At 36.0% G+C, this 24676-nt stretch carries 20 protein-coding genes and 1 pseudogene; 8 read left to right on the top strand and 13 right to left on the bottom strand.

Going from position 1 to position 24676, the window contains the following annotated elements:
- Positions 1–11: 11 nt before the first annotated feature.
- Genes lpxD through lpxB form a run of 4 tightly spaced genes read left to right on the top strand, consistent with a single transcriptional unit; the run spans position 12 to position 3429 of the window.
- The gene (gene lpxD, locus CUN60_RS09690) at positions 12–1049 is read left to right on the top strand and encodes a UDP-3-O-(3-hydroxymyristoyl)glucosamine N-acyltransferase (RefSeq protein ID WP_102951847.1); all 1038 of its coding nucleotides are present in this window, start codon (positions 12–14) and stop codon (positions 1047–1049) included.
- The gene (gene fabZ / locus CUN60_RS09695) at positions 1042–1497 is read left to right on the top strand and encodes a 3-hydroxyacyl-ACP dehydratase FabZ (RefSeq protein ID WP_102951848.1); all 456 of its coding nucleotides are present in this window, start codon (positions 1042–1044) and stop codon (positions 1495–1497) included. The genes lpxD and fabZ overlap by 8 nt, the downstream gene beginning before the upstream one ends.
- Before the next feature lies 1 nt (position 1498).
- Positions 1499–2278 carry an acyl-ACP--UDP-N-acetylglucosamine O-acyltransferase gene (gene lpxA, locus CUN60_RS09700; protein WP_102951849.1) on the top strand — a complete coding sequence of 260 codons (780 nt, stop codon included), beginning with the start codon at positions 1499–1501 and terminating at the stop codon, positions 2276–2278.
- Entirely contained in the window at positions 2278–3429 is a 1152-nt protein-coding gene (lpxB, locus tag CUN60_RS09705) for a lipid-A-disaccharide synthase (RefSeq protein WP_102951850.1), read from the top strand. Before lpxA ends, lpxB begins: the two co-directional genes overlap by 1 nt.
- Before the next feature lie 51 nt (positions 3430–3480).
- On the opposite strand, the gene CUN60_RS09710 is transcribed toward lpxB, so the two are convergent.
- The 5 genes and pseudogenes from CUN60_RS09710 to CUN60_RS09725 form a co-directional block, all read right to left on the bottom strand.
- Positions 3481–4815: an 8-oxoguanine deaminase gene (locus tag CUN60_RS09710; RefSeq protein WP_102951851.1), complete on the bottom strand. Its 1335-nt coding sequence runs from the start codon at positions 4813–4815 to the stop codon at positions 3481–3483.
- Positions 4816–4905: 90 nt separating this feature from the next.
- Positions 4906–5538: pseudogene (locus tag CUN60_RS13105) on the bottom strand (transposase); the annotation flags it as partial.
- Positions 5539–5550: 12 nt separating this feature from the next.
- Positions 5551–5946, bottom strand: coding sequence for an IS110 family transposase (locus CUN60_RS13110; protein ID WP_222593255.1), 396 nt, complete (start codon positions 5944–5946; stop codon positions 5551–5553).
- A gap of 339 nt (positions 5947–6285) precedes the next feature.
- Entirely contained in the window at positions 6286–7518 is a 1233-nt protein-coding gene (locus CUN60_RS09720; protein WP_158649376.1) for an MFS transporter, read from the bottom strand.
- A gap of 56 nt (positions 7519–7574) precedes the next feature.
- Positions 7575–8159 carry a hypothetical protein gene (locus CUN60_RS09725; protein WP_102951853.1) on the bottom strand — a complete coding sequence of 195 codons (585 nt, stop codon included), beginning with the start codon at positions 8157–8159 and terminating at the stop codon, positions 7575–7577.
- 308 nt (positions 8160–8467) lie between these two features.
- On the opposite strand from CUN60_RS09725, the gene CUN60_RS09730 reads away from it, so the two are divergent.
- Positions 8468–9367 carry a LysR family transcriptional regulator gene (locus CUN60_RS09730; RefSeq protein WP_102951854.1) on the top strand — a complete coding sequence of 300 codons (900 nt, stop codon included), beginning with the start codon at positions 8468–8470 and terminating at the stop codon, positions 9365–9367.
- 16 nt (positions 9368–9383) lie between these two features.
- Positions 9384–9965, top strand: a complete 582-nt coding sequence (gene rnhB, locus CUN60_RS09735) for a ribonuclease HII (protein WP_222593256.1) — start codon at positions 9384–9386, stop codon at positions 9963–9965.
- 15 nt (positions 9966–9980) lie between these two features.
- On the opposite strand, the gene CUN60_RS09740 is transcribed toward rnhB, so the two are convergent.
- Both CUN60_RS09740 and CUN60_RS09745 read right to left on the bottom strand, forming a co-directional pair.
- A complete protein-coding gene (locus tag CUN60_RS09740) occupies positions 9981–11462 on the bottom strand; it encodes a hypothetical protein (RefSeq protein ID WP_102951855.1) in 1482 nt (493 codons plus the stop codon).
- Positions 11463–11524: 62 nt separating this feature from the next.
- A complete protein-coding gene (locus CUN60_RS09745; protein WP_102951856.1) occupies positions 11525–12364 on the bottom strand; it encodes a MetQ/NlpA family ABC transporter substrate-binding protein in 840 nt (279 codons plus the stop codon).
- Between the two features lie 158 nt (positions 12365–12522).
- Between CUN60_RS09745 and CUN60_RS09750 the strand changes: the two genes are divergently transcribed.
- A complete protein-coding gene (locus tag CUN60_RS09750; RefSeq protein WP_102951857.1) occupies positions 12523–14136 on the top strand; it encodes a Na+/H+ antiporter in 1614 nt (537 codons plus the stop codon).
- A gap of 139 nt (positions 14137–14275) precedes the next feature.
- Here CUN60_RS09750 and CUN60_RS09755 read toward each other — a convergent pair whose 3' ends face one another.
- The 4 genes from CUN60_RS09755 to CUN60_RS13115 form a co-directional block, all read right to left on the bottom strand.
- Complete coding sequence (locus CUN60_RS09755) at positions 14276–16090, bottom strand: FAD-binding protein (RefSeq protein ID WP_102951858.1); 1815 nt, start codon at positions 16088–16090, stop codon at positions 14276–14278.
- 78 nt (positions 16091–16168) lie between these two features.
- Positions 16169–20314 (bottom strand): hypothetical protein, encoded by a 4146-nt coding sequence (locus tag CUN60_RS09760; RefSeq protein ID WP_158649377.1) that lies wholly within the window; start codon positions 20312–20314, stop codon positions 16169–16171.
- A gap of 236 nt (positions 20315–20550) precedes the next feature.
- Entirely contained in the window at positions 20551–20916 is a 366-nt protein-coding gene (locus CUN60_RS09765; RefSeq protein WP_102951860.1) for a nitrile hydratase subunit alpha, read from the bottom strand.
- A gap of 111 nt (positions 20917–21027) precedes the next feature.
- Positions 21028–21246 (bottom strand): hypothetical protein, encoded by a 219-nt coding sequence (locus CUN60_RS13115; RefSeq protein ID WP_222593257.1) that lies wholly within the window; start codon positions 21244–21246, stop codon positions 21028–21030.
- 98 nt (positions 21247–21344) lie between these two features.
- On the opposite strand from CUN60_RS13115, the gene CUN60_RS09775 reads away from it, so the two are divergent.
- The gene (locus tag CUN60_RS09775; RefSeq protein WP_102951861.1) at positions 21345–22430 is read left to right on the top strand and encodes an IS701 family transposase; all 1086 of its coding nucleotides are present in this window, start codon (positions 21345–21347) and stop codon (positions 22428–22430) included.
- A 143-nt stretch (positions 22431–22573) separates the two neighbouring features.
- On the opposite strand, the gene CUN60_RS09780 is transcribed toward CUN60_RS09775, so the two are convergent.
- A complete protein-coding gene (locus CUN60_RS09780; protein WP_102951862.1) occupies positions 22574–23050 on the bottom strand; it encodes a hypothetical protein in 477 nt (158 codons plus the stop codon).
- A 96-nt stretch (positions 23051–23146) separates the two neighbouring features.
- Positions 23147–24565, bottom strand: a complete 1419-nt coding sequence (gene pyk / locus CUN60_RS09785; RefSeq protein WP_245866345.1) for a pyruvate kinase — start codon at positions 24563–24565, stop codon at positions 23147–23149.
- Between the last annotated feature and the right edge of the window lie 111 nt (positions 24566–24676).

Here is a 24676-nt window from a genome sequence, read left to right on the forward strand (position 1 = left end):
TGGTGAAATAGATGGCATATAAACTTTCTCAATTAATTGAGTTATTTGGCGGCAGATTAGAAGGTGCAGATATCGAAGTTAATGATATAGCCCCAACTAATCTAGCCAGCGAAACTCAAATAACCTTTCTCTCTGATAGTAAATATAAAAAACATCTGTCAGATTGTAAAGCAGCAGCAATAATAATAAATGAGGCAGATGCTAGCGATATAAATATACCAAAAATTATCACACCTAACCCATACTATTATTTTAGTCAAGTTAGTAATCTGTTTCATCCACGAAGAAAAATGGCAGCAGGAATTGCAAAATCAGCGTTTATTAGTGACTCTGCAAAACTAGGTAGCAATCCGGCAATTGCACATAATGTGGTTATTGGTGACAATGTGATAATTGGTAATAATTGCCAGATATTTGCCAACACCGTCATTGGTAATGATGTGGTTATTGGTGACAATGTAACAATTTACCCAAATGTAACCATCTATGATAAAGTATCGATTGGAAATGATTGCGTTTTTCATAGTGGTTGTGCAATTGGTTCTGATGGCTTTGGTAATGCAAAAGACGAAAAACATCACTATCACCGTATCCCACAAATCGGTGGGGTAAAAATTGGTAATCGGGTCGAAATTGGTTCAAATACTACCATAGACTGTGGTACATTTGAAGCAACAATTATCGAAGATGGTGTCCGGATTGATAACCTAGTACAAATCGCACACAATGTAAAAATCGGTGCGCATACAGGTATTGCATCTCAGGTTGGAATTGCCGGGAACAGCAAAATTGGTAGGCATTGTATGCTTGCAGGTAATGCAGGAATTGCCGATCATGTTTCAATCTGTGACTTCACTGTAATTGGCGCCAGCAGTAATGTTGGAAAAGACATAACCAAACCAGCATTGTATTCAAATGGCATGACAGCTATGGAATACCGAGATTGGGCAAAAATATTTGTCCACATTCGTAATCTAGATAAATTAAACACCAAAGTTCGTGATTTACAAGCAAATTTTGACAAAATAGGGAGCAAACTGGATGAGTGAAAATACTTCGACCGAGTTAAATATACTGGAAATTATGAAGTGGTTACCACATAGATATCCGTTACTACTAGTTGACAAGGTAATTAGTCATGATGGTGCAAAACACATTAAAGCATTAAAAAACGTCACCATGAATGAAGAGTTCTTTACTGGACACTTCCCTGGATTCCCTGTAATGCCAGGAGTATTAATGATAGAGGCAATGGCACAAGTTTCAGGAATACTTTTTGGACTAATCTATGGCATGCAAAAAGAAAATGAACAGTCTTTTTTTGCCTCAATTGATAAAGCACGTTTTAAACGTCAGGTTATCCCCGGTGATCAGTTAATTTTTGATATTGAACTACTAAAAGTAACCCGTGGTATTGCCAAATTTCAGGCAGTAGCCACAGTAGAAGGACAGGTAGCAGCTGAAGCTGAAATCATGATCGCCAGAAGAGAGGTTTAAAATGGCTAAAAAAATACATCCTACCGCAATTATTGATAGTAATGCCGTATTGGGTGAAGATATTGAAATTGGTGCATATTCAATCGTAGGTCCCAAAGTTGTCCTTGGTGATGGTTGCTTCGTAGGTAATCATGTTAATCTAACAGGTAATACAAATATCGGTAAAAATACTAGAATTTACCATTTTGCATCTATTGGTGAAGCACCTCAAGACAAAAAATATAAGGGTGAAGACACTAAATTAATCATTGGCGAAAATAACACTATCCGCGAATATTGTACTTTTAATACAGGTACAGTTCAAGGTAATGGACAAACGGTAATTGGTAATAATAATTGGATTATGGCTTATGTACATATAGCACATGACTGTATCGTCCAAAATAATACCATCCTTGCCAATGGTGTTACCCTTGCCGGACATGTAATAGTCCAAGACTGGGCAATTCTTGGTGGCTTGTCGCCAATCCATCAGTTTTGTCTAATTGGTGAGCATGCAATGCTTGGTGGACAATCAGCAGTAAATCAAGATATTCCTCCATACGTACTAGCTTCAGGTTACCGTTCTGAACCTAAGGGTGTAAATATTGAAGGCATGAAACGCCGTGGCTTTAATCTAGAACAAATTGAGAACGTAAAACAGGTTTATAAAATCCTGTATCGTAACGGACTTTCATATAGTGAAGCCAAAGCAATCATTGAAGAAATGGCAATTGACCATCCTGAGCTACAAACCTTTGTTAGCTTTTTCAATCAATCAACGCGTGGCATAGTCCGTTAATGTTAAAAATAGCCATGATTGCAGGAGAGGCTTCAGGCGATATGCTAGCCTCTTCTTTAATTAGAGCCATCCAAAATCAATATCAAGGCGAAGTTGAATTTGTTGGTATTGGTGGCAAAATGATGCAGGATAATGGTTTTAAATCTTGGCATAAGATGGAAACCCTGTCGGTAATGGGTTATATTGAAGTTATAAAATCTTTACCGGAAATTTTAAAAGTCCGCTACTCTGTTTTAAAACAACTTCTAGAATATAAGCCCGATGTTTTTATTGGTGTAGATGCACCTGATTTTAATTTCTTCATAGAAAACAAGCTTAAACAGGCTGGTATAAAAACTGTACATTATATTAGCCCAACGATCTGGGCTTGGCGTTACAAACGTATTTTCAAAATAAAAAAATCGACTGATTTAATGTTATGCATTTTTCCGTTTGAAGAAGAGATTTACCATAAAGTTGGAATGGCAGCCAAATTCATTGGACATCCAATGGCAAATGATATTGAACTAAATATAGATACTTTAAAGTATCGTAAATTATTGAATCTGCCTGAAGATAAAACAATTATTACCATCCTTAGCGGTAGCCGGATTCGCGAAGTAAATAGTCTTGCAGAAATTTTAAGCCAGACCTGTCACAAAATAGCAGAAAAAATACCTAACTGTCTTTTTATCTATCCTTTTGCTAGTCAACATACTCTCGCAATTATGGATAATTACCTAAATGAAAATAAACCAGATTTTGAATATAAACTGGTATTAAATCAAACCCGAGATACAATCAAAGCTAGTGATATGGTGATTGCCAAAAGTGGCACGGTAAGCCTCGAAACTGCTCTATGCAAAAAGCCAATGCTGATTTGTTATAAAATTAATAAGTTTACTGAATGGATGCTTAGACGAATGGTAACTATTGACTATGTTGGTCAGCCAAATATTATTGCTGGTAAGGAGATAGTTAAAGAGTTCCTTCAGGAAGATGCCAATCCTGATTCTATGAGTGAATACATAATTGAATTATTTAATAATCAGCAAAAGCGTAAGGCAATGATTGACGAGTTTTATAAGCTCCACTATACCCTACTCCAAGATGGCAGTACTGAGGGTGCCAAAGCAGTGCTAGATTTAATTCATAATAGAGTCAACGATTAGTCGATTAAATTGCCGGGAACTATAAATGTCCCGGCGAAGTATAAAATCTTCTTAGCGTTTTATCAACTCTAATTGAGCTTTCCGTTGCTCCTGACGTAATTGAGACATATCAATCCCAACCAGCATGCCGCTTTCTACTTTAATTTTACCGGCGACATAGACCATATCAGCTTTAGTTGCACCGCAAATAATCAATGCCGCTAATGGATCATCAGCACCCCAAAACTGAATATCATCTAGTTTAAACATTGCTATATCTGCTTGTTTACCAACTTTTAATTCACCAATATCACTCCGTCCGAGTGCCTGTGCGCCGCCAAGAGTTCCCCAGCGAAGAATATCCTTATGGCTAATCTGAGAGCTATTATGTAAGCGTTGTAATAAAAATGCTTGCCTTAACTCCAACATCATATTCGAATGATCATTTGACGCTGAACCATCCACCGCAATGCTTACTTTACAACCGGCTTTTTCCGCCACCACACTTCTAAATACTCCAGATGATAGGATCATATTTGAAGATGGACAATGGCTCATTCCTACCCCAGCTTTACCAAGCCTTGCTAATTCTATATCTGTATAATGAATCGCATGAGCAAGCCAAGTCCGATCATTTAGCCAGCCAACCTGCTCCAGATAATCTATTGGACGGCAACCAAACATTTTTTCACAGAATTTATTTTCATCTTCGGTTTCAGATAAATGTGTATGCATGCGCACATTATATTTTTCTGATAATACTGCTGTTTTTTCCATGATTGATTTGGTTACCGAAAACGGTGAGCAAGGAGCTAACCCAATCTGAATCATCGAACCGTCATGAGTTTCATGATATTTATTGATTACGCGTTCACAGTCAGCTAGAATATCATCTTCACTTTGAACGACGCAATCTGGCGGTAAGCCCCCATCTTTTTGGGACAGATTCATTGAGCCACGTGTAATCATTGAACGCATGCCCATTTCACGTGCTGCCATAACCTGAACATCAGTACCATTCTCCAAGCCTTTTGGAAACACATAATGATGGTCTGCTGAAGTAGTGCAGCCTGATAATAATAATTCAGCCATTGCCGTCTTACTCGCGGTATAAAGTAACTCGGGGGTCAAACCACTCCAAACACCATAAAGGGTCGTCAACCATGCAAAAAGCTCTTTGTCCAGCGAATCATGAAAAGCACGAGTTAAAGTCTGGTAATAATGATGATGCGTACTGACTAACCCTGGAATAACCACGTGCTCACTAGCATCGATAGTTTTGTCAATAGTAACTGAAGGCGTTGCACCTTTGGCTACCAGCTCAATAATTTTATCATTCTCAATTACCAAGCCATTCGCGGCATTATCCGCCAAAATTGCTTTCGGGTTTTTAATCCATGTTTTCATACAAACTCCTATGATGATGTGTCAAGTTACTTTACCAACTAAACACACCTAATTAAACTTAACCATCTAATTTATTTGTAAATTATTTCATTAGATGGTACCGATAATTCTTTTTTCTATTGGACGAATTTCACGAATGTTTTTTACAAAATCCGTAAAATACCAACCTTTTTTTAACGTATAGTAAACTATCGTTAATAATTTTCTGGCAGTGGCTACAATAGCCTTAGCAAAACCTCGTTTGGTTTTTATTTTGTTGTAAAAACCACATAATTTCTGATTGTACTTAATCGCTATTAAGGCGCATTGCAACAGGGATTTTCTTACTAGCCCATCACCGCGCTTGGTTATACGACCGTGATTTACTGTCTCATTTGAATTATTTACTCGCGGTACTAACCCAAAATATGCCGCCAGCTTTTTCTCATCGGCAAAGTCATTTATATTTCCGATTGAACTTAATAAGGTAACTGCTGTATTGGTACCAATACCTTTAATACTAGTTACATTCTCAAAGCCCGGTAACTTACTGCCATATTCTGCAATTTTGTTATCAAATTGATCTACTCGTTCAATTAAGGTTTTGATTTCTGCAATAAGTTGTTCTAATTCAAATCTGACTAATTCATCAACTTCGTAAGCCAAGGCTTTATTTAATCCTTTTTGGCTGGTTAAACTAGTTTTCTTAATCTTAATTCCACAACGATTTAATAAGTTATGAACCTTATTTTTTAACTAGGTTCGTAATTCAATAAATTTATTACGGCTATCTACCAAACTATGTAAACGGTCATCTAAAATATCTTTAACCCTTGCTCGCGGTAGAATATCTTTACTTAAAAACTCGGCTAATAATTTAGCGTCATTTTTATCTGTCTTTTTACATGACTTAGTAATTACTTTAAACTGCATAGTATTTACAACCACTAAATCAAAAACTAAATCCACACAGTGGCGATAAACGTAACTACTGTTTCCAGTTGCTTCTATAGCTAATTTATCTGTAGGTAATAGCCTTGCTTTAAATGTGTCGATTTCAGTCACAGCTAGTACCTCATAACGATATTCTTCATTTTCCAAATAACATATTGTCATTTGATTCGTATGAAGATCCAAACCTATATAGCGCATGATATCTACTCTCTAAAAAAACAGGTTGCTCAGTTTTACAGAGTAAAGTAAAATACGGCTTACAGCCATTCTCCTATACGTGATTCCAGTCACAGATTGGCGATTCGGTAACAGGTTGAAAAGAGACTAATCTCCTAACCGAGGTCTATGCCTCAAAATGAAATGCAGCCTGATACCTATTTACTCTGCTAAACATCGAAATTTACATCTCAAAGTTTAGCAGAGTTCTCTGTAATTCCGCGACTTGAACACATCATCATGCCATCTCCTATATAAAATACATCGGTACTTGATCACTAAGTTTAATTACAAAATAAGTACCTTTAAATACTTATCTGATTACTTGCGAAAACTTTCTTTGATGACACTACTTAGCGCAAAACCAATCGCAACAGCTACACAAAATAAGGAAAATGCTATTTTATCTACTGTTAATACATTATGTAGGCTTGCACCCTCCCCACGAATTATAGAAGCAATCGCGGTGCTTAATAATGCACCACTAAGATAAACCACCGTATTACATACTCCGACCCCAATCCCTTGTAATGGCGGTACCAAAACTTCCATTATAACTGAGTAAGACAAAATAGCACTACTACAGGAGAGACCAAACAGAAAATATAAAATTAGTGCAGTATTTGCATCAAGCTTAGGTCCAAGAATTAGTATACTTAATAAAATAAGACTAGCCAGTGCACCGATAAGCAGTATTTTTTTTCTAGTTTGCAACTTTATGGATAATGCACCAATGACCGGATTACCAACCGCAACTCCCAGAAACATTACCGAATTAACTAGCGCAGAATGTGCCAAACTATGGCTATCATAATTACCCTGAAATCCAATTAACCAATTTGCCCCAAAATTAAATAAGGTTCCCAATAACAAACCAGCATAAGCCGTAACTAGCCAGAATTGTTTATTCGCCGCCAATTGTTTAAATAACTCTAAGATACTGGCGCGATTCGCGGTTTGTTGCATGCTATCCGATTTACTAGCTGGGCTTGATTTAACAATTAATCCGATAGCAATCGCCAAAATGAAACCAACTATTGCCAAGACTAGACTGGTATGTTTCCAGCCATGTAAAAAATTGATAATTTGTGGTAAAAACATATTAGCACTAACTACACTAATATTGCCCATAGATTGAGTTAGTCCAAAAAACAATGAAAATTTATCTTTGTCTAGCCAGCGTCCGATTAGTACGGCAATGCTCACAAAGGCAAATGCAGAACCAATGGCTATAACCACCCGGGCAAGTATAAGTTGTTCAACATCATTAGCATGACTATAAATAAGCATTCCGATACTTACCAAAATAGTTGAAAGAGTAAGAATTATTCGGATTGAAAATTTACTCACCATAATTCCGGCGGGAAGTTGACATAAAGCGTACACCAAACTTGAAATAGCTGCCAAACTCCCGATAGCATTGACAGATAGGTTCAAATCATGCTGTTGCAACTGGAGGGAAACTCCATAAAACCCGTTGGCAATAAACAGTTCATAAACTGCAAACAAGGTTGCAAATAGCCAAACCGTAATAGGAGTAACTCTATTTCTCACTAATAAAACCTCACAAATTCATCATTATTAATACTATAGATTGACATGATTTATAATTAAAATCCACGCCCGGCACCATCTATTGTTGATTTATGCTTCTTGGGCAATGGGGTATTATTTTTAATTGCGCTAACTAGATAATTCCATGATTTATCCCAGTCTTCTCTAGTTTTACCATTAAAATAGACAAATAAATCGTGTAGTGTAGTTTCAAGATCAATCTCGTCATTACTAGTCTCATCCGCATTAAGAATATGCTTTACTCGTCTGGTAATTTCTGACTCACTTAAACCAGTATCTGCTTCTAGCTGCGACAAAATACATTCGCCTGACGAACTTGGACTAATATCTAGGTTAAGTTGATTAGAGTTTTTATCATACTCAAAGTAATCACAGGCTAATGCTTCTTTACCCGGTTTTTCATTGGTATAGACAATAATTCGATATGCACCATTAGCCAGTGTCGCCAGATTTGCCTGACCGACACAGCTTACTACATAATTAGCATCGACCGAGCAATTTAAACCACCCCGGATTAGTGGGTGATATGGCTTATCCTGAATCGTAAAGCCGACATCAGTCAAATCACCGCGTAACCCTTCAGATATTCGCTGCTCTATTTGAATATTAATATCGGTCATTTTAAACTTTGCAGTGTTATTATTACTAAGCCAGTATATTATCTAATTCGACTCCAATAAACAATAGACATTTTGGCACAATTTATTGTGCATAAACAGACATAAAAATTATTTAACCATACTATGCTAAAATTTACGGATACTAGTTATGCTTATTTTTTAGTTTAATGACAAATTGTAGTATACTCACAGCTATAATGGAATAGACAAAACCGCATAAGCCCTATGCAACTTTGTACTATCGACAACTAGATTACTTAGAAAAAATCTAGTTAATTAACAGAAATAATTAGCGCAAAGGATTGATAATGGGGGATCTAGCCTATGATGACCTTATTCTCTTCAGCAAGGTGGTTAATTGGGGTAGCTTCAGTGCCGCAGCCAAAATACTTCATTTATCACAATCAACAATCAGTCGTAGAATTACAACATTAGAGCAAAAACTTGGTGTACTTTTGCTAAAAAGAAACACTCAAAGAATTGAACTCACAGAGATCGGAACGTTAATCTATGAACGTTCACTGGCAAGACATCAGGAGTTTGAACAGGAAATTCAGGCAATTTTAAAAGCAAAGTCAATTTTACGTGGCTCACTCAAAGTTTCCTTACCATTGTCTTTTGGTGAAGAGTTTATTTCCCCTCAGATACCAAACTTTATTAAAGCCTACCCTGAGATTAATTTGACGCTAATCTATCAAAACCGCGAATTAGATTTGTTACGTGATGGATTTGATATTGCAATTGTTAACCATCTTCCCCGATTCCCCGATCAAAAAGTTAAGCTCTTATTTACAGCTGAAATAGGTGCATATTGCACCCCAGAATACATAAAACGCCACGGCAAAATAGATACATTAGAAGATCTTAGTGGACAATCTTATTTTATTGGAATTGATTATAGTGGTAAAGCCATTCATAACGTTGAAGTAATAAATACTAAAACGGGCAAATCAACTATATTTGAAGTTCCAATAAGATACACCACAAATCAAGCAGAACAATCAAAATATATGCTCTACTCTCATGAAGTAATTGGTATTGGTTGTGCTTTTGCCTATGAAAAAGAAGTGAAGGAAGGGCGCCTGATCAGGGTACTGACTGATTATCAAATGGATCCTACCAAATTTTACCTAACAAGGCATAAAGATGAGGAAAATGCAAAAGTTGCAGTATTCTCAAACTTTGTCCAAAATCTTTTCCCTGAGTAATATAAGTATCTAATAAATGAAAGTAAATAAAATGATTATTTGTGGTGTTGATGAAGCTGGGCGCGGTCCATTAGCTGGCAATGTAGTCGCAGCAGCAGTAATTTTAGATCCAAGCCATCCAATTATAGGACTAAATGACTCCAAAAAACTATCAGAAACTAAACGGGAATATCTATACCAGCAAATAATTACACATGCTAAATGCTATGCTATTGCAGAAGCTAGTGTCGCCGAGATTGATTCGATAAATATTCTTCAAGCCAGTTTGCTTGCTATGTCAAGGGCAATTGACAAGTTAACAATAAAACCAGATAAAGCAATGATAGATGGCAATAAAATACCAAAATCAGATGTAGTATGTGAAGCTATAATTGGAGGTGACGCGCTGATTGCTGAAATATCCGCAGCATCAATCTTAGCTAAGGTAACTCGCGATAGGCAGCTTATTGAATTAGATAAAGAGTACCCACAATACGGCTTTGCCAAACACAAAGGTTATGGAACTAAAGAACATTTACAAGCAATAGAGCAACACGGCATAATTCATGGGATTCATCGAACTAGTTTTGCACCAATTAAGCAGCAACTACTCTTTTAATAAGAATTTTTCTGGTTAATAACTATATGAAACCATCGTCTCCATAAAGAAAAAATTGCCGCCATTAGTTACATCCCAAGTCGGAGCGGTAGCATAATCCGCTTCCCAGTGGATAATCAGACCTTTTAGACCATTCAAATGTGGCTTATATTTTATATCCAGATCCCATTCGTTTAATGGATTTGCAGTCATGAATTGCTCATAGGCAATCTCCATCTTCAAATCATCACCCATTAGTTTATAGGTATTGCCAATTCGCCATGAATTACCAGCCCCCTGCTCTATCATCCCGGCACCAAGCCCGGAAGTATAGAGTGGATCATTTACTATCGTATAGGTATATGGCGAAACAAATCCACCTTGGTAAAATGAATTATCCGGACCAAACATGCCATCGTAAGATAATTCAACATTAAACCAGTCGCTAAAGCCATAAGCAAATTTGACACCAGCCAGGTAACTATCTGGTGCGCCATAGCCAGCTTGCTGCATATTATTTGACTGCATTCCCCAAGTATTCTGGTTCCCAATCTGCGCACCGAAATCAAAGCGATTTACCGTATCCAGATGATAGACATAATTAGCATCAGCATAAAGAGTATTGGCATAGCCACTAAAGCTATAGCCCCACAGATTTAGCTCATAATCTTTCGAAGGTTTAAAAACACTACCTATAGCATACGAACCATTACTGATATAGTTGTCTGATAAAACCCAACCATTACCATTAAACCCTTTGTTGTACATGGTTAGTTGGTTAAAGTACTGATCGCCCATTTCCTGATAGCCATTAGTTGCAATCCCGATTAGTCGCCAATTAGGTGTCATTTGATAATTAGTCACTACTCCTTGGAATGGTGCCGATACTAGCATTGCATCATCATATGAATTCATCCATGGTGTCTCAAGTAGTATCCAGCCAGCATCAACCTGAACATGATTTGGTAGCTGATATTCAAGATAAAGTTCGGACATAGTGGTAACCTGCCCGATAGGCAGTAAGCTATACGGAATATTCCCAGAAAGATAACGATAACCCGGTTGTAAGAATGGATTGACAATTTCCAGCATCCCCCCAACTGCAAAGCCATTAACATGCCCGGACTGAGCAAAAATATTCGTCCCATAAGCATAATTATTATTTGGTACATTTAGCACTGACCACGCAGCAAGCCCGACCACATTATAGGTACCATTGGTAAAAAACTGCTCCCACAGCCCTTTATTCGCAATATCGCTTTCAGTTATTTTTTGTGTACCACCGCCACTTGGCGAATGATTATATGGATTCATCGGGTAATTATTTACATTAATATAATCATCATGATATGCTTCCGAAATACACACATCGTTTACATCACGGGTACATTCCATGATATTGTTTCCAATAATTGCAGTAGATTCGGCACGAAGAGTAGCGGACTCAGAAAGTGCGTTAACCGCATAAGCATCTAAGACAATACCATTAAATAAAAGTAAGAGCAGCAGTTTTTTCATAGTTTCGGATACGCAAAAAAATAACGCAGTCTAAATAGCTGCGTTATTAATAAAAATTACACTTAAAAAGAAGGAATCAAAGCCCCCTGATATTCTTTTTCAATATAATCTCTTACCTGCGGTGAGTTAATTGCTTTTGCCAGAGCTTTTATTTTAGGCTCATCTACTTCATCCGGACGAACTGCAACTATGTTTGAATAGACATCATTTTGCTTCTCGAGAATAACTGCATCATGCTCCAGACTAAGACCATTTTTAAGCGCGAACCCAGCATTTATCACAGCAAGATCAATCTTGTCCTCTTTCAGTAATTTTGGTAATACTGACGGATCGATTGCCACAATTTTTGCCTCATGTGGATTACTGATAATATCTTTAACCGTAGCGGGTTTCTTACTCATTTTCAGAACAATCACACCTGCTGCATCAAGAAACTTCAATGCTCTGGCATTATTGGTTGGATCTGATGGAATACCAATAACCGGATTACTTAAATCATTAATGTTTTTTGAATCAATAAATTTACGCTGGGTATCCTTATTTGCATAAATACCGAGTGGAGCAAATAATACTTTTGCGATTGGTACCAATGGTTTTTTCTTGCCTTTATTAAATGCATCAAGGTATGGCTGGTGCTGGAAAAAATTAGCATCAATCTTGCCTTTATAAACAACATCATTAGGCGACTGGGCTTTAGGTGCTCCACGTTCAGTAACAATCCCAGGATCTTTATAATTGCTATATTCAATAATCTTTAAATCATAGCCCTGCTTTGCCAGATCTGGTTTTATTTCTTCAAGAATTTGGGCATGTGGATATTTAGTCGCTGCAATAGTGATAGTCTCATTTGCATAAACTCCAAAAGCCAGTATCGACATAATAACCAACAATTTTTTCATCATAACCCCCTCAATTAAACAGACTGAAATATTTTAACATAAGTACTGATTTAAGCTTTTATTAAGTTAGCTCAATCATCCAATTATCTGTAAATGGAAAATAAAAAAGTACCCAAGATATAATATAATGTTGCATTTATGTATCTGGATAGTTAATTGTTATGCATCAGCTGGAAGTATTATTTCTATTAATGTCAGTCATTATTGCGGTGAACCTCCTCGCGATAAGAATAAAATTGCCTTTACCAATAGTTCTCACTCTTACAGGGCTTTTAATCGGTCTTTTTTCAAATCGTGCTTTGATCGAAGTTGACCCTGAAGTAGTCTTTCTGATTTTTTTGCCACCACTTCTCTTTGAGGCAGCACATAATGTATCATGGCAAGAGTTTAGGGAGTTTAGAAAAACCATTCTAACCCTAGCAATTGGATTAGTCATTTTTACGGCATTATGTGTTGCCGGAATTTCAACTTATCTAATCCCGGACATGTCAATAATGGCAGGATTACTTCTTGGAGCAATTGTTGCTCCACCAGATGCGGTTGCTGCAACTAGTGCGACTAAAGGATTAAACATTCCCAAACATATTATAACCATATTGGAAGGCGAAAGCCTAGTTAATGATGCATCTTCATTAATTTTATACCAGTTTACTCTTCTTGCTCTTTTAAGTGGAAAAGTTTCATTAATCCATTTACCATTAAGTTTTATTGTCATATCTGGGGGTGGGGTCTTACTCGGACTTATATTTGCCATAGTACTGACCAAGATCCTTCGAAAAATAAAAGACCCAACGACAATTACCGTAATCTCATTACTATTCCCAATGGTTATTTATATAGTTGCCGAAGAGTTACATATCTCTGGAGTTCTGGCAGTTGTCAGTTCTGGATTATATCTATCTTGGTATTCCTTTTCGTTAATCAACTTCCAAACTAGATTTAAAATGAAAGAATTCTGGGATGTCGTCACCTTTATCCTAAATGGTATGATATTTATACTGATTGGATTGCAACTACCGAGTCTAGTAAAAGAGTTTAATAATCACCAGCTCTTTTTACTAATAGTTGATGGAATTATCATCAGTTTAGTAGTAATTTTTGCCCGAATTATCTGGATTTTTCCGATGGCACTCATTAACATTTATCATTACAACAAAAAAAACCATGAGAAAATCATCATTGATAAAAATGCCATCAAGCAAATTTTTGTCTTGTCATGGGCAGGAATGCGCGGAATGGTATCACTGGCTATCGCACTGGCATTGCCATTAAGCATCACAAATGGCTCAGCATTTCCCTATCGAAACGAAATAATTCTAATTGCTTTCACGGTTATAACTGTTACTCTCTTATTACACGGCTTAACTCTGCCGTTGATTATAAAAAAATTCAGGATAAAACACGACTTAAGTGCTAGTATAAATACAGAAAAAGAGCTTAGACATGATATTTTAAATAAAAGTATCAGTTATATTGAAAATGAAATGAATGATAACTACCCCCCGAACACGCTAAAAGAACTCAAGAAAAAAGTTGCGGATGAACTCAAATTTCGGACTTCACAAGATGATAATACCCGTGAAGAAGAGCAATTATTATTATCAGCGATAAAGGAATTGATTAATTTTCAGCAAGAACTACTTATTGACATACAGAAAAGTAATAATCATCCGACAGAAATTTTACGAAGAATTGAAGAAGATATAGACGTATTAAATTTAGCAATCAATCATAAATACCATAAATGGCATCAGAACGATCAAATTAAACATTAGTCAGCTGATAATTAAATTCCAATGGGATAGCTTCATTGGTCTTGAAAATTAACTCAACTAAACAAAGACACTGTGGGCAATTTTACCCACAACGTCTTTTTATTAATATTGCCAACTTGAAAGTATTAACTAGATTCAATCACTTTCTACACATCCCTGACTCACTCCAAAGTTCGCTACCTACACAATGATGGCAGTAGAATAAGCCAGCAGGATCATATTTCTGTTTTATCTTCGATAAGCGCTGATAATTACTGCCCCAAAAGTCATTTTGCCAGTTTTGCTGAAAAAAATCAGCCTCATTTACATAAGTCCCACTATTTGGTGCTAATTTTCTAAAATCATTCATAGCTACAGAAATTTGTGCAACATGTTTTAAGATTTTTTGATCTTTAGAAATCTTATCTTTACTAACATATTTTTCACTACCCGCAGCCATTATTACTAATCCAGCAGCATTTAATACTTGCGGATTAGTCGAAGTTTCTCCAACAGCTTTAATAGCAGCAGGATCTGCACCAGCTAAGCCTTTATTTATATGAACAGAAACAGTTTCTACTCGCGAGGCACTAAAAAACGTATCCGTTAATTTATCAAGACTTCCTTGATTCATAAGTAGCCATTCGGGCAGCCACCATGATTGATAAGTATAAATATACATTGAGGCTTCAGCTGTATTTGATGCCCACCAGTATTCATCTTTTCCAGCTTCTGGTCTAGTATTTAATTTGACAAATTGAGGATAGTTTTTATGCCAGTAATCATAATCCCACATACTAGCAGCAGGGATCTCGAACGCTTCTTTATCAAACTTATATTTCTGATTATTATCAGTTAGCCATTGATTAAATGATTCCCAGATAGTATTCGCTTTGTTCCCACTTATTCCCTGATAAACCATAAAAACATTAAGCTGATTTTTACTATTAAAGGCAAATTGCTCACCCCAATTCTGATTATTTAGACTGCTATTATAAAAAACCAAAAATTTCTTAATTAACTCTTTATAAGCCTTATCATTAATCGCACTAACCGTCTCTTTATATACACCAAAATTTTTAGGTAGATCATGAACCTTGAGTACTAATTTAGTTACAACTCCATAAGTTCCACCTCCGCCACCGCGAATAGCCCAGAAAAGATCCTGATTCTGATACTCGTTTGCGATCAAAATCTTACCATCAGCAGTAACGACCTCTGCTTGTAATACTCCTGCTGCACCAGTACCAAATTCCTTAGAGAAGCTCCCAAAACCGCCACCCTGAATAAAACCACCCGCAGCACCGACACTAGCACAGCCTCCACCCTGAACATACTTATGTTCTTTAGTTGTAACAACTGAGTAAACATCCAACCAGCGTGCACCAGCTGCAACAGAAACAGCAGCAACAGGAGATTTATCATCAGAAGCACCAGATGGAACAAATGAAGGAAGATAGTTCACATCACGCATGGCATGAGTCCAAACTAGTAATGAGTCGGGCGCTGAAGAACGACCAAGATAATCATGCCCGCCACCTTTGATGACCAGTCGCAGATTATATTTACGTGCAAAGCTGACAGCCAAAGCAATATCTTTAGCAGAATGCGCTTCTACAGCATACACACTGGGAGCACTCTGCCAACCATTAAGCCAGCCTTGAGATTGTGTGCCTCCAGATTGTGATTGAACATAAAATGGATTTTTTATCTTTAGCAGCTGCTCCTGACATTCTTTACTATTGAAGTTATTATCACAAGGTTTGGTTAATGACTGGGGCTTAATTAATTTGCCATCTAGTCTGGAGGCTAAATCTGTCCAAGCCTTGGCATCAGGCCAGCATGGTTCACTTGGCAAACAGCGGCAATTTTGTATCATCGATTCAGTTTTAATGGTATTTATTGCAAACGCTAGCTTACAAAATAAAAAACACAAGACTGTTACAATAATTCTAATTTTTATCTCCAACTTCATAAATGACCTCTTTTACTAAGCCCAATTCAAATAACAAAACTATTGCCATAGCTAGGCTTTAGGATAAAGGCTCTCAGCCTAATATGAGGAATTACTTAAAAAACCAACATAACCACCAAGAATTTTATTCCAGTTAATACAAACAGCATTACTATCATTACGCCAGTTCATGTTTTGCCAGTGTACCTCAGCATCACCGCAATCTTGATAAGAGTTATTATCTTGAATCGTAGCAATAGTTGGCTCAATTAGCTCAGGCATAACGTTATTTTGCAGCTGTGACTGAACAAAGAACTTGGTCTCAGCACTCAAGCCATTAAAACTAAAATGCAGAGTATAAACTCCAATGGGAGTGTTTATATCAGGAGTTATCATCAAGTTGGCAATTAACCCAGTTTTGGTATGGATAATATCATTAACCCCAACATTGAAATTTCCTGAATCAGGTAAGATTGTTACCTTAGGTAAAACCTCTTCGTCTGTTACAAGATAATTACTTATCGTAACTAGATTCTGGTTTGGAATCCCCACAAATAATAGACTATTTTCACTGAGGCTATTAAATGAAATTAATGGAGCAGACATACTAACATGATAATCTAACGGCACAAATCCATTTGCAGATTGTGAGTTATCATATTTGTAGCTGTATCTTAATGAGCTAAATAAATTATCGCCAGTAAGATCATAATTTTTAAACATTGCGCCCGCTGTTAAGGTAATAAGCTTTATACTACAAGATCCACCATTTGCTGCAATAGTTTTATTATTACAATCATTAATAATCTTATAATTGCGAAGCAGATAACTATCTGCAGAAATTATAAAATTTGTTGCAGAAACTGAAGCATTATTAGTAAACGTCAACGTCAATATTGCTGGCGTTAATCCAGTTACTCCAGCAAATAAATAGCATGGATTCTCCGTAGAGCCATCACCAATAGAACACCCCGCCATACTACCAGTAACAACTAAGTCAGGTTGGTTACTTGTATTGATAGCAGCAATAAACTGTTTAGCTGAAGACATTTGTGCAATAAATTTTTGTCGCCCACTATTATAGCCAATCAGTAACTCTCTATTTAAAGAAAATGGATTGAGCGCATTCGCATTCTTGAGAAATAACTTTAATTGACAACTTGAATCTGGAGCAATTGAGTTACAACCATCCTGATTTTGAATGAAAAAATTATTTGCATACTTTCCTACTAGCGTTAGACCATCAATGGTTGCTGCTTCACCTATATTTTTAATTTTTAAACTCATGAATGGTAGAGTTGTATTAATATTTCTTTGTCCTGACAAGCCAACCATAGATTCTCCAGTAATACTAAGTATTGCATAAGGTTTAACTACGTTCACAATAAATGGCAATGCCGTTATTATAAAATTTGACTTTGTAAGTAGAGGGTTATTCGTGCCTGAATATATATAGTGAGAAGTCTTGATTCTTAGGCTATCAGTTAAACTTACTTCCTGATCCTTTGTACTAATTTGTAAATTATAGCTACAAGATTCACCCTCAGATAACGTAAATATAGTCTGTTGCAAATCACAAGCATCTTCTTTTTTTATGCCATCCGTATTCAAACTATAATCAACGTTTGCAGAACCACTTACTGGTTTAAGGCTTGACCTATCAATAAATAAACTACCATCTGCCCCGTTGATAGTTGTAGATTGATTGATAAGGGTTATTCTCTTGCTGGCAGAACGATCAGTATTAACGGCTATATGATCTGGCGCATCAATAAAAAGAGAAGAAATAAGTTCAGGCTTTTTTATATAATTAAAGTGTACGGTAATTCCATTAGCAATATGTAGTCCTGCATCATCAATATAGCTGATATCAATAACCGCAACTCCTTCTTTGCTATAATTACCACTAATTGTAAGGCTACAACTACTGGAAATATTTAAGCCACCAGTACATCCGCTAACAATTATTTGTGATTCACTAGTTCTATATGTAATGGATTTTATATTTGAACTGCCATTATTGCTTAGTATCACAGCATCCTGTACTTTGGAGTTTAACCATGATGCTATTTGATTGACATTAGTTCTACTTACCCCTAAGTTATGTCGGTCTAGATCATTTAAACTAACCCCAAATAACCCCGAATTAAAGTTGCTACCATTTTCTAGTCTACCCGTTATTTTAGATGTTATAATCTGATTGTTAGAAGAAACTGCTGATTTATATGCTAACCTAATTCTGCAACTTTGTGCAGGTTGCAACTCTAATATTTTTCCACCGGAAAATTTACAATCATCAGAATATTGCGATGGTAAAAGATCAAATCCAGGAAGAACTGGTGAACTAAGATTAAATAAAGGTATGTTCGCTAAATTTTTAATTTGTATAATTGTTTGGGTCATTTGCCCCATTTGCGCAGCTAGGTTAGCTGGAGAAACCTTAAACTGTAACGCTGGCTGGCTACTATCAGGAATTGAACTAACATTTATAATCAAATTTAGACTATTTCCGTTATTGTTATTATAGCTAACAGTAATAATTCCATTACCACTGGAATTCATTGCAGATAACGGCTGATTTTGTGCTGACAGGCTAATATTACAACTTGCTCCAGCACCAATATTTCCATTACAATTATTATTAATAATGATATTCTTATCGCTAGCTGTAATACTATTAATAGTTGCATCATGATTTCCAATATTATTAAGTACAACAGAAGCAGACTGTCCCTTATCAAGAGTAATATTTTCACTATCATTAGCAGCCACAATAACTCCAGCAAAGATTGTGTTAATATTTAATTTAACGGGATTATTAAATACTGCTTTCTGTATTTTGCCCACATTATCAATATAGTTTGCACCATCTATCCCAAGATTAACACTAGAATTGACGCTTGGTGGCTCCATCCTATAGTTTAAAGTATAGTTGCAACTCTCATTGGCTCTCAAAGTGCCATTACAATTATTATTAACCAAAGATAACCCCTTAATTGGCACTGTTACTTTTAATGGAGAAATCTGAGTTAGTGTCGTATTTCCATTATTGGTAATAACAATTATTTTAGACATGCTACTTTGTTGAATGTTAATACCTTCCCCCTTGTTTACAATGATATTGGGAACAGGTGTCGGAGACTCTGCCCCTTTTATCCAATAAATGGGGGTACTAGCTACCAAATTTTGACCATTATCGGCATAGTAGACGGATAATAATGAATTACCGATATTTTCCAGAAGTTCAGGTTCACGAGCTTGAACAGTATATTTACAAGTTTGACCTGGAGCTATAGTCTTATTAGTACACTCATCACTCACTATCTCTAGATTTTTATTATCAAGTAATAGCTTTTTAACCTCCAAACTAGCTAACCCACTATTACCTATATAACCCATTGTCAGATAATTATTTGTCAGATTATCTTCAAAGTATAAATCATTTGGTGAGTATAAAATAATATTGGCTTTAGGAGTATTAGTTATAAATAGTGTTGATGATTCAATTTCTGTTGTATTCGCAGTAGCCAAATTCATTACTGATATCATCATGGGGAAAACTATTGATGGTTCAAAAGCGATGTCGGAGGTATCTTCAGAATCAAATCCATCATGGTTAAGGATTATTTGACAAATACCAAACTTAGGTAATGGTTGTGGGCAAATACCCAAACTGTAAGAATAACCACTAGGTAAGCGATCAGTAGCAGGAAGCTTTACTTCAAGGTTATCATTAATATTATTTACAAGAAAAAATGAATGTTTGGAGCCTTTCGAGCTAGTGTCAATTTCTGATACTGAGGAAACTCTGGCCATCTGGTTTGAATTGTGACCAATCTTATAGGCAGCAATAGGATAACTAATACTATACTGATTACCACTAACTTTTAGAAGAGCAAGTGAATGCATCTTTATTTTTGCAGAGGCTTTAATTAGTAGCGTGCAAGTGCTTCTTGCACCGATACTCTTACACTCTTCGGGATTACCCAAACTAAAACTGCTAGTTTTAGCTCCATTCTCTCCATAATCCACTATGGAAATATTTAGATTATCTGCATTTTGCTGCCCACGGTTGCTTATATACACAAGAAAATCCGTGCCAGTTTGATTAACTACTGGAACTGGAGCAGTCTGGCTAATTTGTAATTGATAACCGCCATTAGATTCTTGCAAGTGCTCACCAGTAGAACAAGCAGTCATAGATAAAAGCAATAGAACTAAAAAGTAGATGATATTATTTTTCATGAGACTAAGATACTGTTAATACAAACATTATTTTACTTAGTTTAAGTTTTTCAACTTGTCCCATCATGCGACATTTTAATAAAATCCAGTACTTACCCTCATAGCTGCTTCAAATAGTTACAAAAACATCTACTCTGCATTAAGGCTATAAATCTGCATTGTCTTTAACATTATTTAGCTATTAGAGCGTTTAGGATATTAATCGCTATACTAAATAGTTATTTTGGGTTAAAAATCTATAATTTCATTAAGTCTAGTCCCAATTTTTCAATCCAAGCTTTTCGCATATTTCGTAACTCCCACTTCTGATCATCATTTGGAACTAAATACCCCCCAATTCCATCTACATATAGCAAGTCAACAACCTGTTCAGTTACAAGCTCCAGTTCGGATAAAATATCATCTTCTGATTCAGGTTTAGCAGGCAGCATGATGATTATAGTGTCTTCATCCTGTTCAACTATTTCAATATTTGTATTTTTAGCAATACTACAACCATACTCCTGACCTAATACCTCCTTGGGATTAGCTATCAAATTTTTGCGATATTCTAGATCTGAAGTAATTCGCTGAAAATGCTCTTCCACAAAATCATTACTCATTACAATCTCCTTTAAAAAATATACTACTACGCAGTTGTAGTAACTTTACCTTTTGTTTAGCAGCGGCTAACCAAATAAACATCCTAGAACTTGACCATATATCCATCTGATTCAGTACAAACTTCTCTTTTGAAATGATACTCTTATTAACGGGGGTATAGTAAAATATAGCGTATCAGGTTTTTGCAAGATAATTTTTAACTTAACTCCCTCAGGCACAGTAACACCCAGTTGATTTAACGCTTTTTCAGGATCACTTGCGAGCAAATCTGCAAAATCGGGATTTTCCCAAGCTTTCTTGGTTAAAAGTAATTCAAAATCTTGTTTCATTGATAATCACCCTTATTTTTCTTATATAACTGATGTTACGCAGTAAGTCTAGTAAGTTGTGTAAAATTTAGTCAAATAAATATTAAGACGAATCACTAATGGATATTTTTGACCTTTACACAGATTATTTACAAATAACACCCGGTCTGGCAACAGCTACGGGATTATCCAGTATACTGGATAAAGCAGTATCCCATGATCAGGTAACCCGTATGTTAGCTAATCATGAATCTGACAGTAAAGCCTTATGGCACACTGTTAAATCACTGGTTAGAGCACATGAACATATTGACGGTTGCCTAATATTTGATGACACCATTTTACATAAGCCTCATACTGATGAGAATGAGGTTATATGCTGGCATCATGACCATGCTACTGGTAAAAGTGTAAAAGGTATAAACCTGCTTACAACTTTTTACTATAGCCAGAATGGTGAACAACCATTAAAAATACCTGTTGCCTTTGATATCATAGCTAAGGATAGCTACTGTGAGATCAAGAGCAAATCTGAAGTATGCAAAAGCCCAATAACCAAGAATGAGCTAATGCGTAAGCAGATATTACAGTCACTAAAGAATCAGATCAAGTTCAGTTATGTTCTTGCTGATTCCTGGTATTCTTCCGTTGAAAATATGAAGTTCATACACCAGAGGAAGAAATACTTTATATTTGATTTAAAATCCAATCGCCTAGCAACCTTTGGCGATAGGAATAAACCTAACTGGACAAATATCAGTCAATTAGATTTGCAAGCATTCAAGCCAGAACGTATTTGGTTAAAAGATGTTGAATTACCGATACTTTTAATTAAACAGGTCTTTACAAACAAAGACAACTCAACTGGTATCAGATACCTTGCTACTAACAATCTGAATTTAACTAGTGATGACTTCCTTAACATCTATAAAAAACGATGGAGTGTCGAGGAATACCATAAGAGTTTTAAACAGAATACTTCGATTACCAAATCACCGACAAAAACTGTTAAAACTCAATGTACACACATATTTGCTGCAATTGTTTCTTATACTAAACTGGAGAGATACAAATTCAGCACTAAACTAAATCATTTTGCTCTAAAGAGCAAGTTATTCCTAAATGCAGCCAAGGCCGCTTTTAGGGAATTAGAATTAATTAAACAGCAGCATGCCAAATTTGAAAGATCCAGCATGGCTGCGTAACATCAGTTATATAATACAGATTATTAATTAACTACATGGTAGTGGAATTTCAATAAAATACTACCGACATTAATATATCATATTCCTCATGTTTTTAACCTCGTAAGGTTAGGGATTATTAGGATAATCACTCCCAGAGAAATTTATCTGCTTCGTATAAAAAATACATTTGAACTATAAATTGCCGGATTACTAACTGATGTATTGACAATTTCTATGTAGCCACTACTTTCAGCATTTAGGTTTAAATCCAGTGAGTTAGTATTCTGTTTAATATCTTTAATTAGTGCATGTCCCCCATTCAAGGTTGGGAATTTTAAATATAATTTCACCCCGGAAACAGAGAAGCCACAATTAGAAGGAGTTGAAACCTTCTTAATTCTCGTATTCATACATTTATACGTCAAACTATATGAATGTCCGCTCTCTAAATTGGTAATTATCTTAAAATCCTGAGTATTCAAAAGAACATTATACATAGAAGGAGTTACAAACTCCTTAGATGTTTGATTATCTTTTATACTAGATATAATAATTGAATACGTCAGGTTTCTCGGTTGTTCTGCGTAAAGATAACTCATAGCATAAATACTAAAGATAAAAAATATAATCTTTCTCATATCAAGCTCCCAAATGGTCTTTAATTAACAGTTAGTATAATCTTAAACTTCATAATAAAAAAGGTAGTTGCTATCAACTACCTTTTAACCTAGAGCTTAAATTTTGACTACTTTTAGTGAATTGGTACTACCTATCTGGGAAACCATTTCACCATAAGTAGCAATTACGGTATCACCACTTTGTAAGATATGCTGTCTTGCTAGAAAATCACAAGCTTCATCAACATGTCCATTTGAGTCTTTTGCCTTATGCTTGAGGAATACCGGAAATACGCCACGGAACATAGACATAGATTGAAAAGCTTCATGAGAATCAGTAATTGCGTAAATCGGCACATCAGTAATAACCCGAGACATCCAGCGCGCGGTGGCTCCAGAGGTAGTAAGCGCAATAATAGCATCAGCTTCAAGATGATAAGCACTAAAAAGAGCTGCCATTGAGATGGTTTGCTGAATATTAGCAAATTTCTCATTGCCAAAATTACCATGCAAATTATCATCCGCCATTTTTTCCGCTTCTTCACAGACGCGCGCCATCGTTTCTACTGCCTGCAGTGGGTATTTACCACTAGCAGTTTCCGCAGATAACATTACCGCATCGGTACCATCCAAAACCGCATTGGCAATATCAGAAACTTCTGCTCTGGTTGCGACCGGATTTTCAATCATTGATTCCAGCATTTGGGTTGCAACTATGCTTATCTTATGATATTCACGGCATACTTTAATAATCTTTTTCTGTAAACCTGGAACTAGAGCTTCACCAATCTCAACTGCCAAATCTCCGCGAGCAACCATTACCCCATCACTGGCACTAACTATTGCATTTAAGTGCTGAAAAACTGCCTCAGTCCGTTCCATTTTGGCAATAATTTGTGCCCTTGAGCCAGCTTCAACTAATTTCTGCCTAGCAAATTGGATATCCTTCTCATCTTTAGGAAAAGATACTGCCACATAATCAACATCCTGAGTTGCAATAAATTTTATATCTTCAAGATCTTTATCGGTAAGTGCTGGCGCAGTTAGTCCACCACCCATTTTATTAATACCTTTATTATTTTTAAGAATCCCACCCTGTTCTACCCGGCATGATATTTTAGTTCCATCTACTTTATTTACGCGAAAAGTAATTTTGCCATCATCAAGAAGTAGCATATCGCCAGCTTTTACATCTTTTGCCAGATTCTCATAATCAACACCAACCAAATTCTTATCACCTAGTTCTTTGAATGCTGTATCAAGAATTATGGTATCGCCATTGGCTAACTCAGCTTGATTATTAACAAATTTACTAACCCTGATTTTAGGCCCCTGCAAATCCCCCATAATAGCAATTGGACGAGAAAGTTTCTCAGCAATTTTACGAATATTGACAATGTTTCTTGCATGATCTTCATGAGTCCCATGAGAAAAATTAAGCCGGAATACATTTACCCCAGAACCAATAAGCTGTTCAATCATGTCTGGTGCTGCGCTCGCAGGTCCCATTGTCGCAATTATTTTTGTATATTTCATAATTTTTCCGTATTTAAAAGCTAGTTAACCGCTATTTTATCATTTATCCCTTAATTATTTAAAATTCGTTTCCATAATCATATATAATTAGCATAGTCAAATAGTTATAGC

Origin of the sequence: Aquella oligotrophica, from assembly GCF_002892535.1 — a bacterium.
Classification (GTDB): Bacteria; Pseudomonadota; Gammaproteobacteria; order Burkholderiales; family UBA11063; genus Aquella; species Aquella oligotrophica.

Bases quoted from the DNA above. Each gene is read 5' to 3' on its own strand.
- lpxA (WP_102951849.1), top strand. From the start codon at position 1,499: ATGGCTAAAAAAATACATCCTACCGCAATTATTGATAGTAATGCCGTA.
- CUN60_RS09765 (WP_102951860.1), bottom strand. From the start codon at position 20,916: ATGAGTAATGATTTTGTGGAAGAGCATTTTCAGCGAATTACTTCAGAT.
- CUN60_RS13110 (WP_222593255.1), bottom strand. From the start codon at position 5,946: ATGCGCTATATAGGTTTGGATCTTCATACGAATCAAATGACAATATGT.
- CUN60_RS13115 (WP_222593257.1), bottom strand. From the start codon at position 21,246: ATGAAACAAGATTTTGAATTACTTTTAACCAAGAAAGCTTGGGAAAAT.
- CUN60_RS09725 (WP_102951853.1), bottom strand. From the start codon at position 8,159: ATGACCGATATTAATATTCAAATAGAGCAGCGAATATCTGAAGGGTTA.
- CUN60_RS09740 (WP_102951855.1), bottom strand. From the start codon at position 11,462: ATGAAAAAACTGCTGCTCTTACTTTTATTTAATGGTATTGTCTTAGAT.
- fabZ (WP_102951848.1), top strand. From the start codon at position 1,042: ATGAGTGAAAATACTTCGACCGAGTTAAATATACTGGAAATTATGAAG.
- rnhB (WP_222593256.1), top strand. From the start codon at position 9,384: ATGAAAGTAAATAAAATGATTATTTGTGGTGTTGATGAAGCTGGGCGC.
- lpxD (WP_102951847.1), top strand. From the start codon at position 12: ATGGCATATAAACTTTCTCAATTAATTGAGTTATTTGGCGGCAGATTA.
- CUN60_RS09710 (WP_102951851.1), bottom strand. From the start codon at position 4,815: ATGAAAACATGGATTAAAAACCCGAAAGCAATTTTGGCGGATAATGCC.
- CUN60_RS09730 (WP_102951854.1), top strand. From the start codon at position 8,468: ATGGGGGATCTAGCCTATGATGACCTTATTCTCTTCAGCAAGGTGGTT.
- CUN60_RS09780 (WP_102951862.1), bottom strand. From the start codon at position 23,050: ATGAGAAAGATTATATTTTTTATCTTTAGTATTTATGCTATGAGTTAT.
- CUN60_RS09760 (WP_158649377.1), bottom strand. From the start codon at position 20,314: ATGAAAAATAATATCATCTACTTTTTAGTTCTATTGCTTTTATCTATG.
- CUN60_RS09750 (WP_102951857.1), top strand. From the start codon at position 12,523: ATGCATCAGCTGGAAGTATTATTTCTATTAATGTCAGTCATTATTGCG.
- CUN60_RS09775 (WP_102951861.1), top strand. From the start codon at position 21,345: ATGGATATTTTTGACCTTTACACAGATTATTTACAAATAACACCCGGT.
- pyk (WP_245866345.1), bottom strand. From the start codon at position 24,565: ATGAAATATACAAAAATAATTGCGACAATGGGACCTGCGAGCGCAGCA.
- lpxB (WP_102951850.1), top strand. From the start codon at position 2,278: ATGTTAAAAATAGCCATGATTGCAGGAGAGGCTTCAGGCGATATGCTA.
- CUN60_RS09745 (WP_102951856.1), bottom strand. From the start codon at position 12,364: ATGATGAAAAAATTGTTGGTTATTATGTCGATACTGGCTTTTGGAGTT.
- CUN60_RS09755 (WP_102951858.1), bottom strand. From the start codon at position 16,090: ATGAAGTTGGAGATAAAAATTAGAATTATTGTAACAGTCTTGTGTTTT.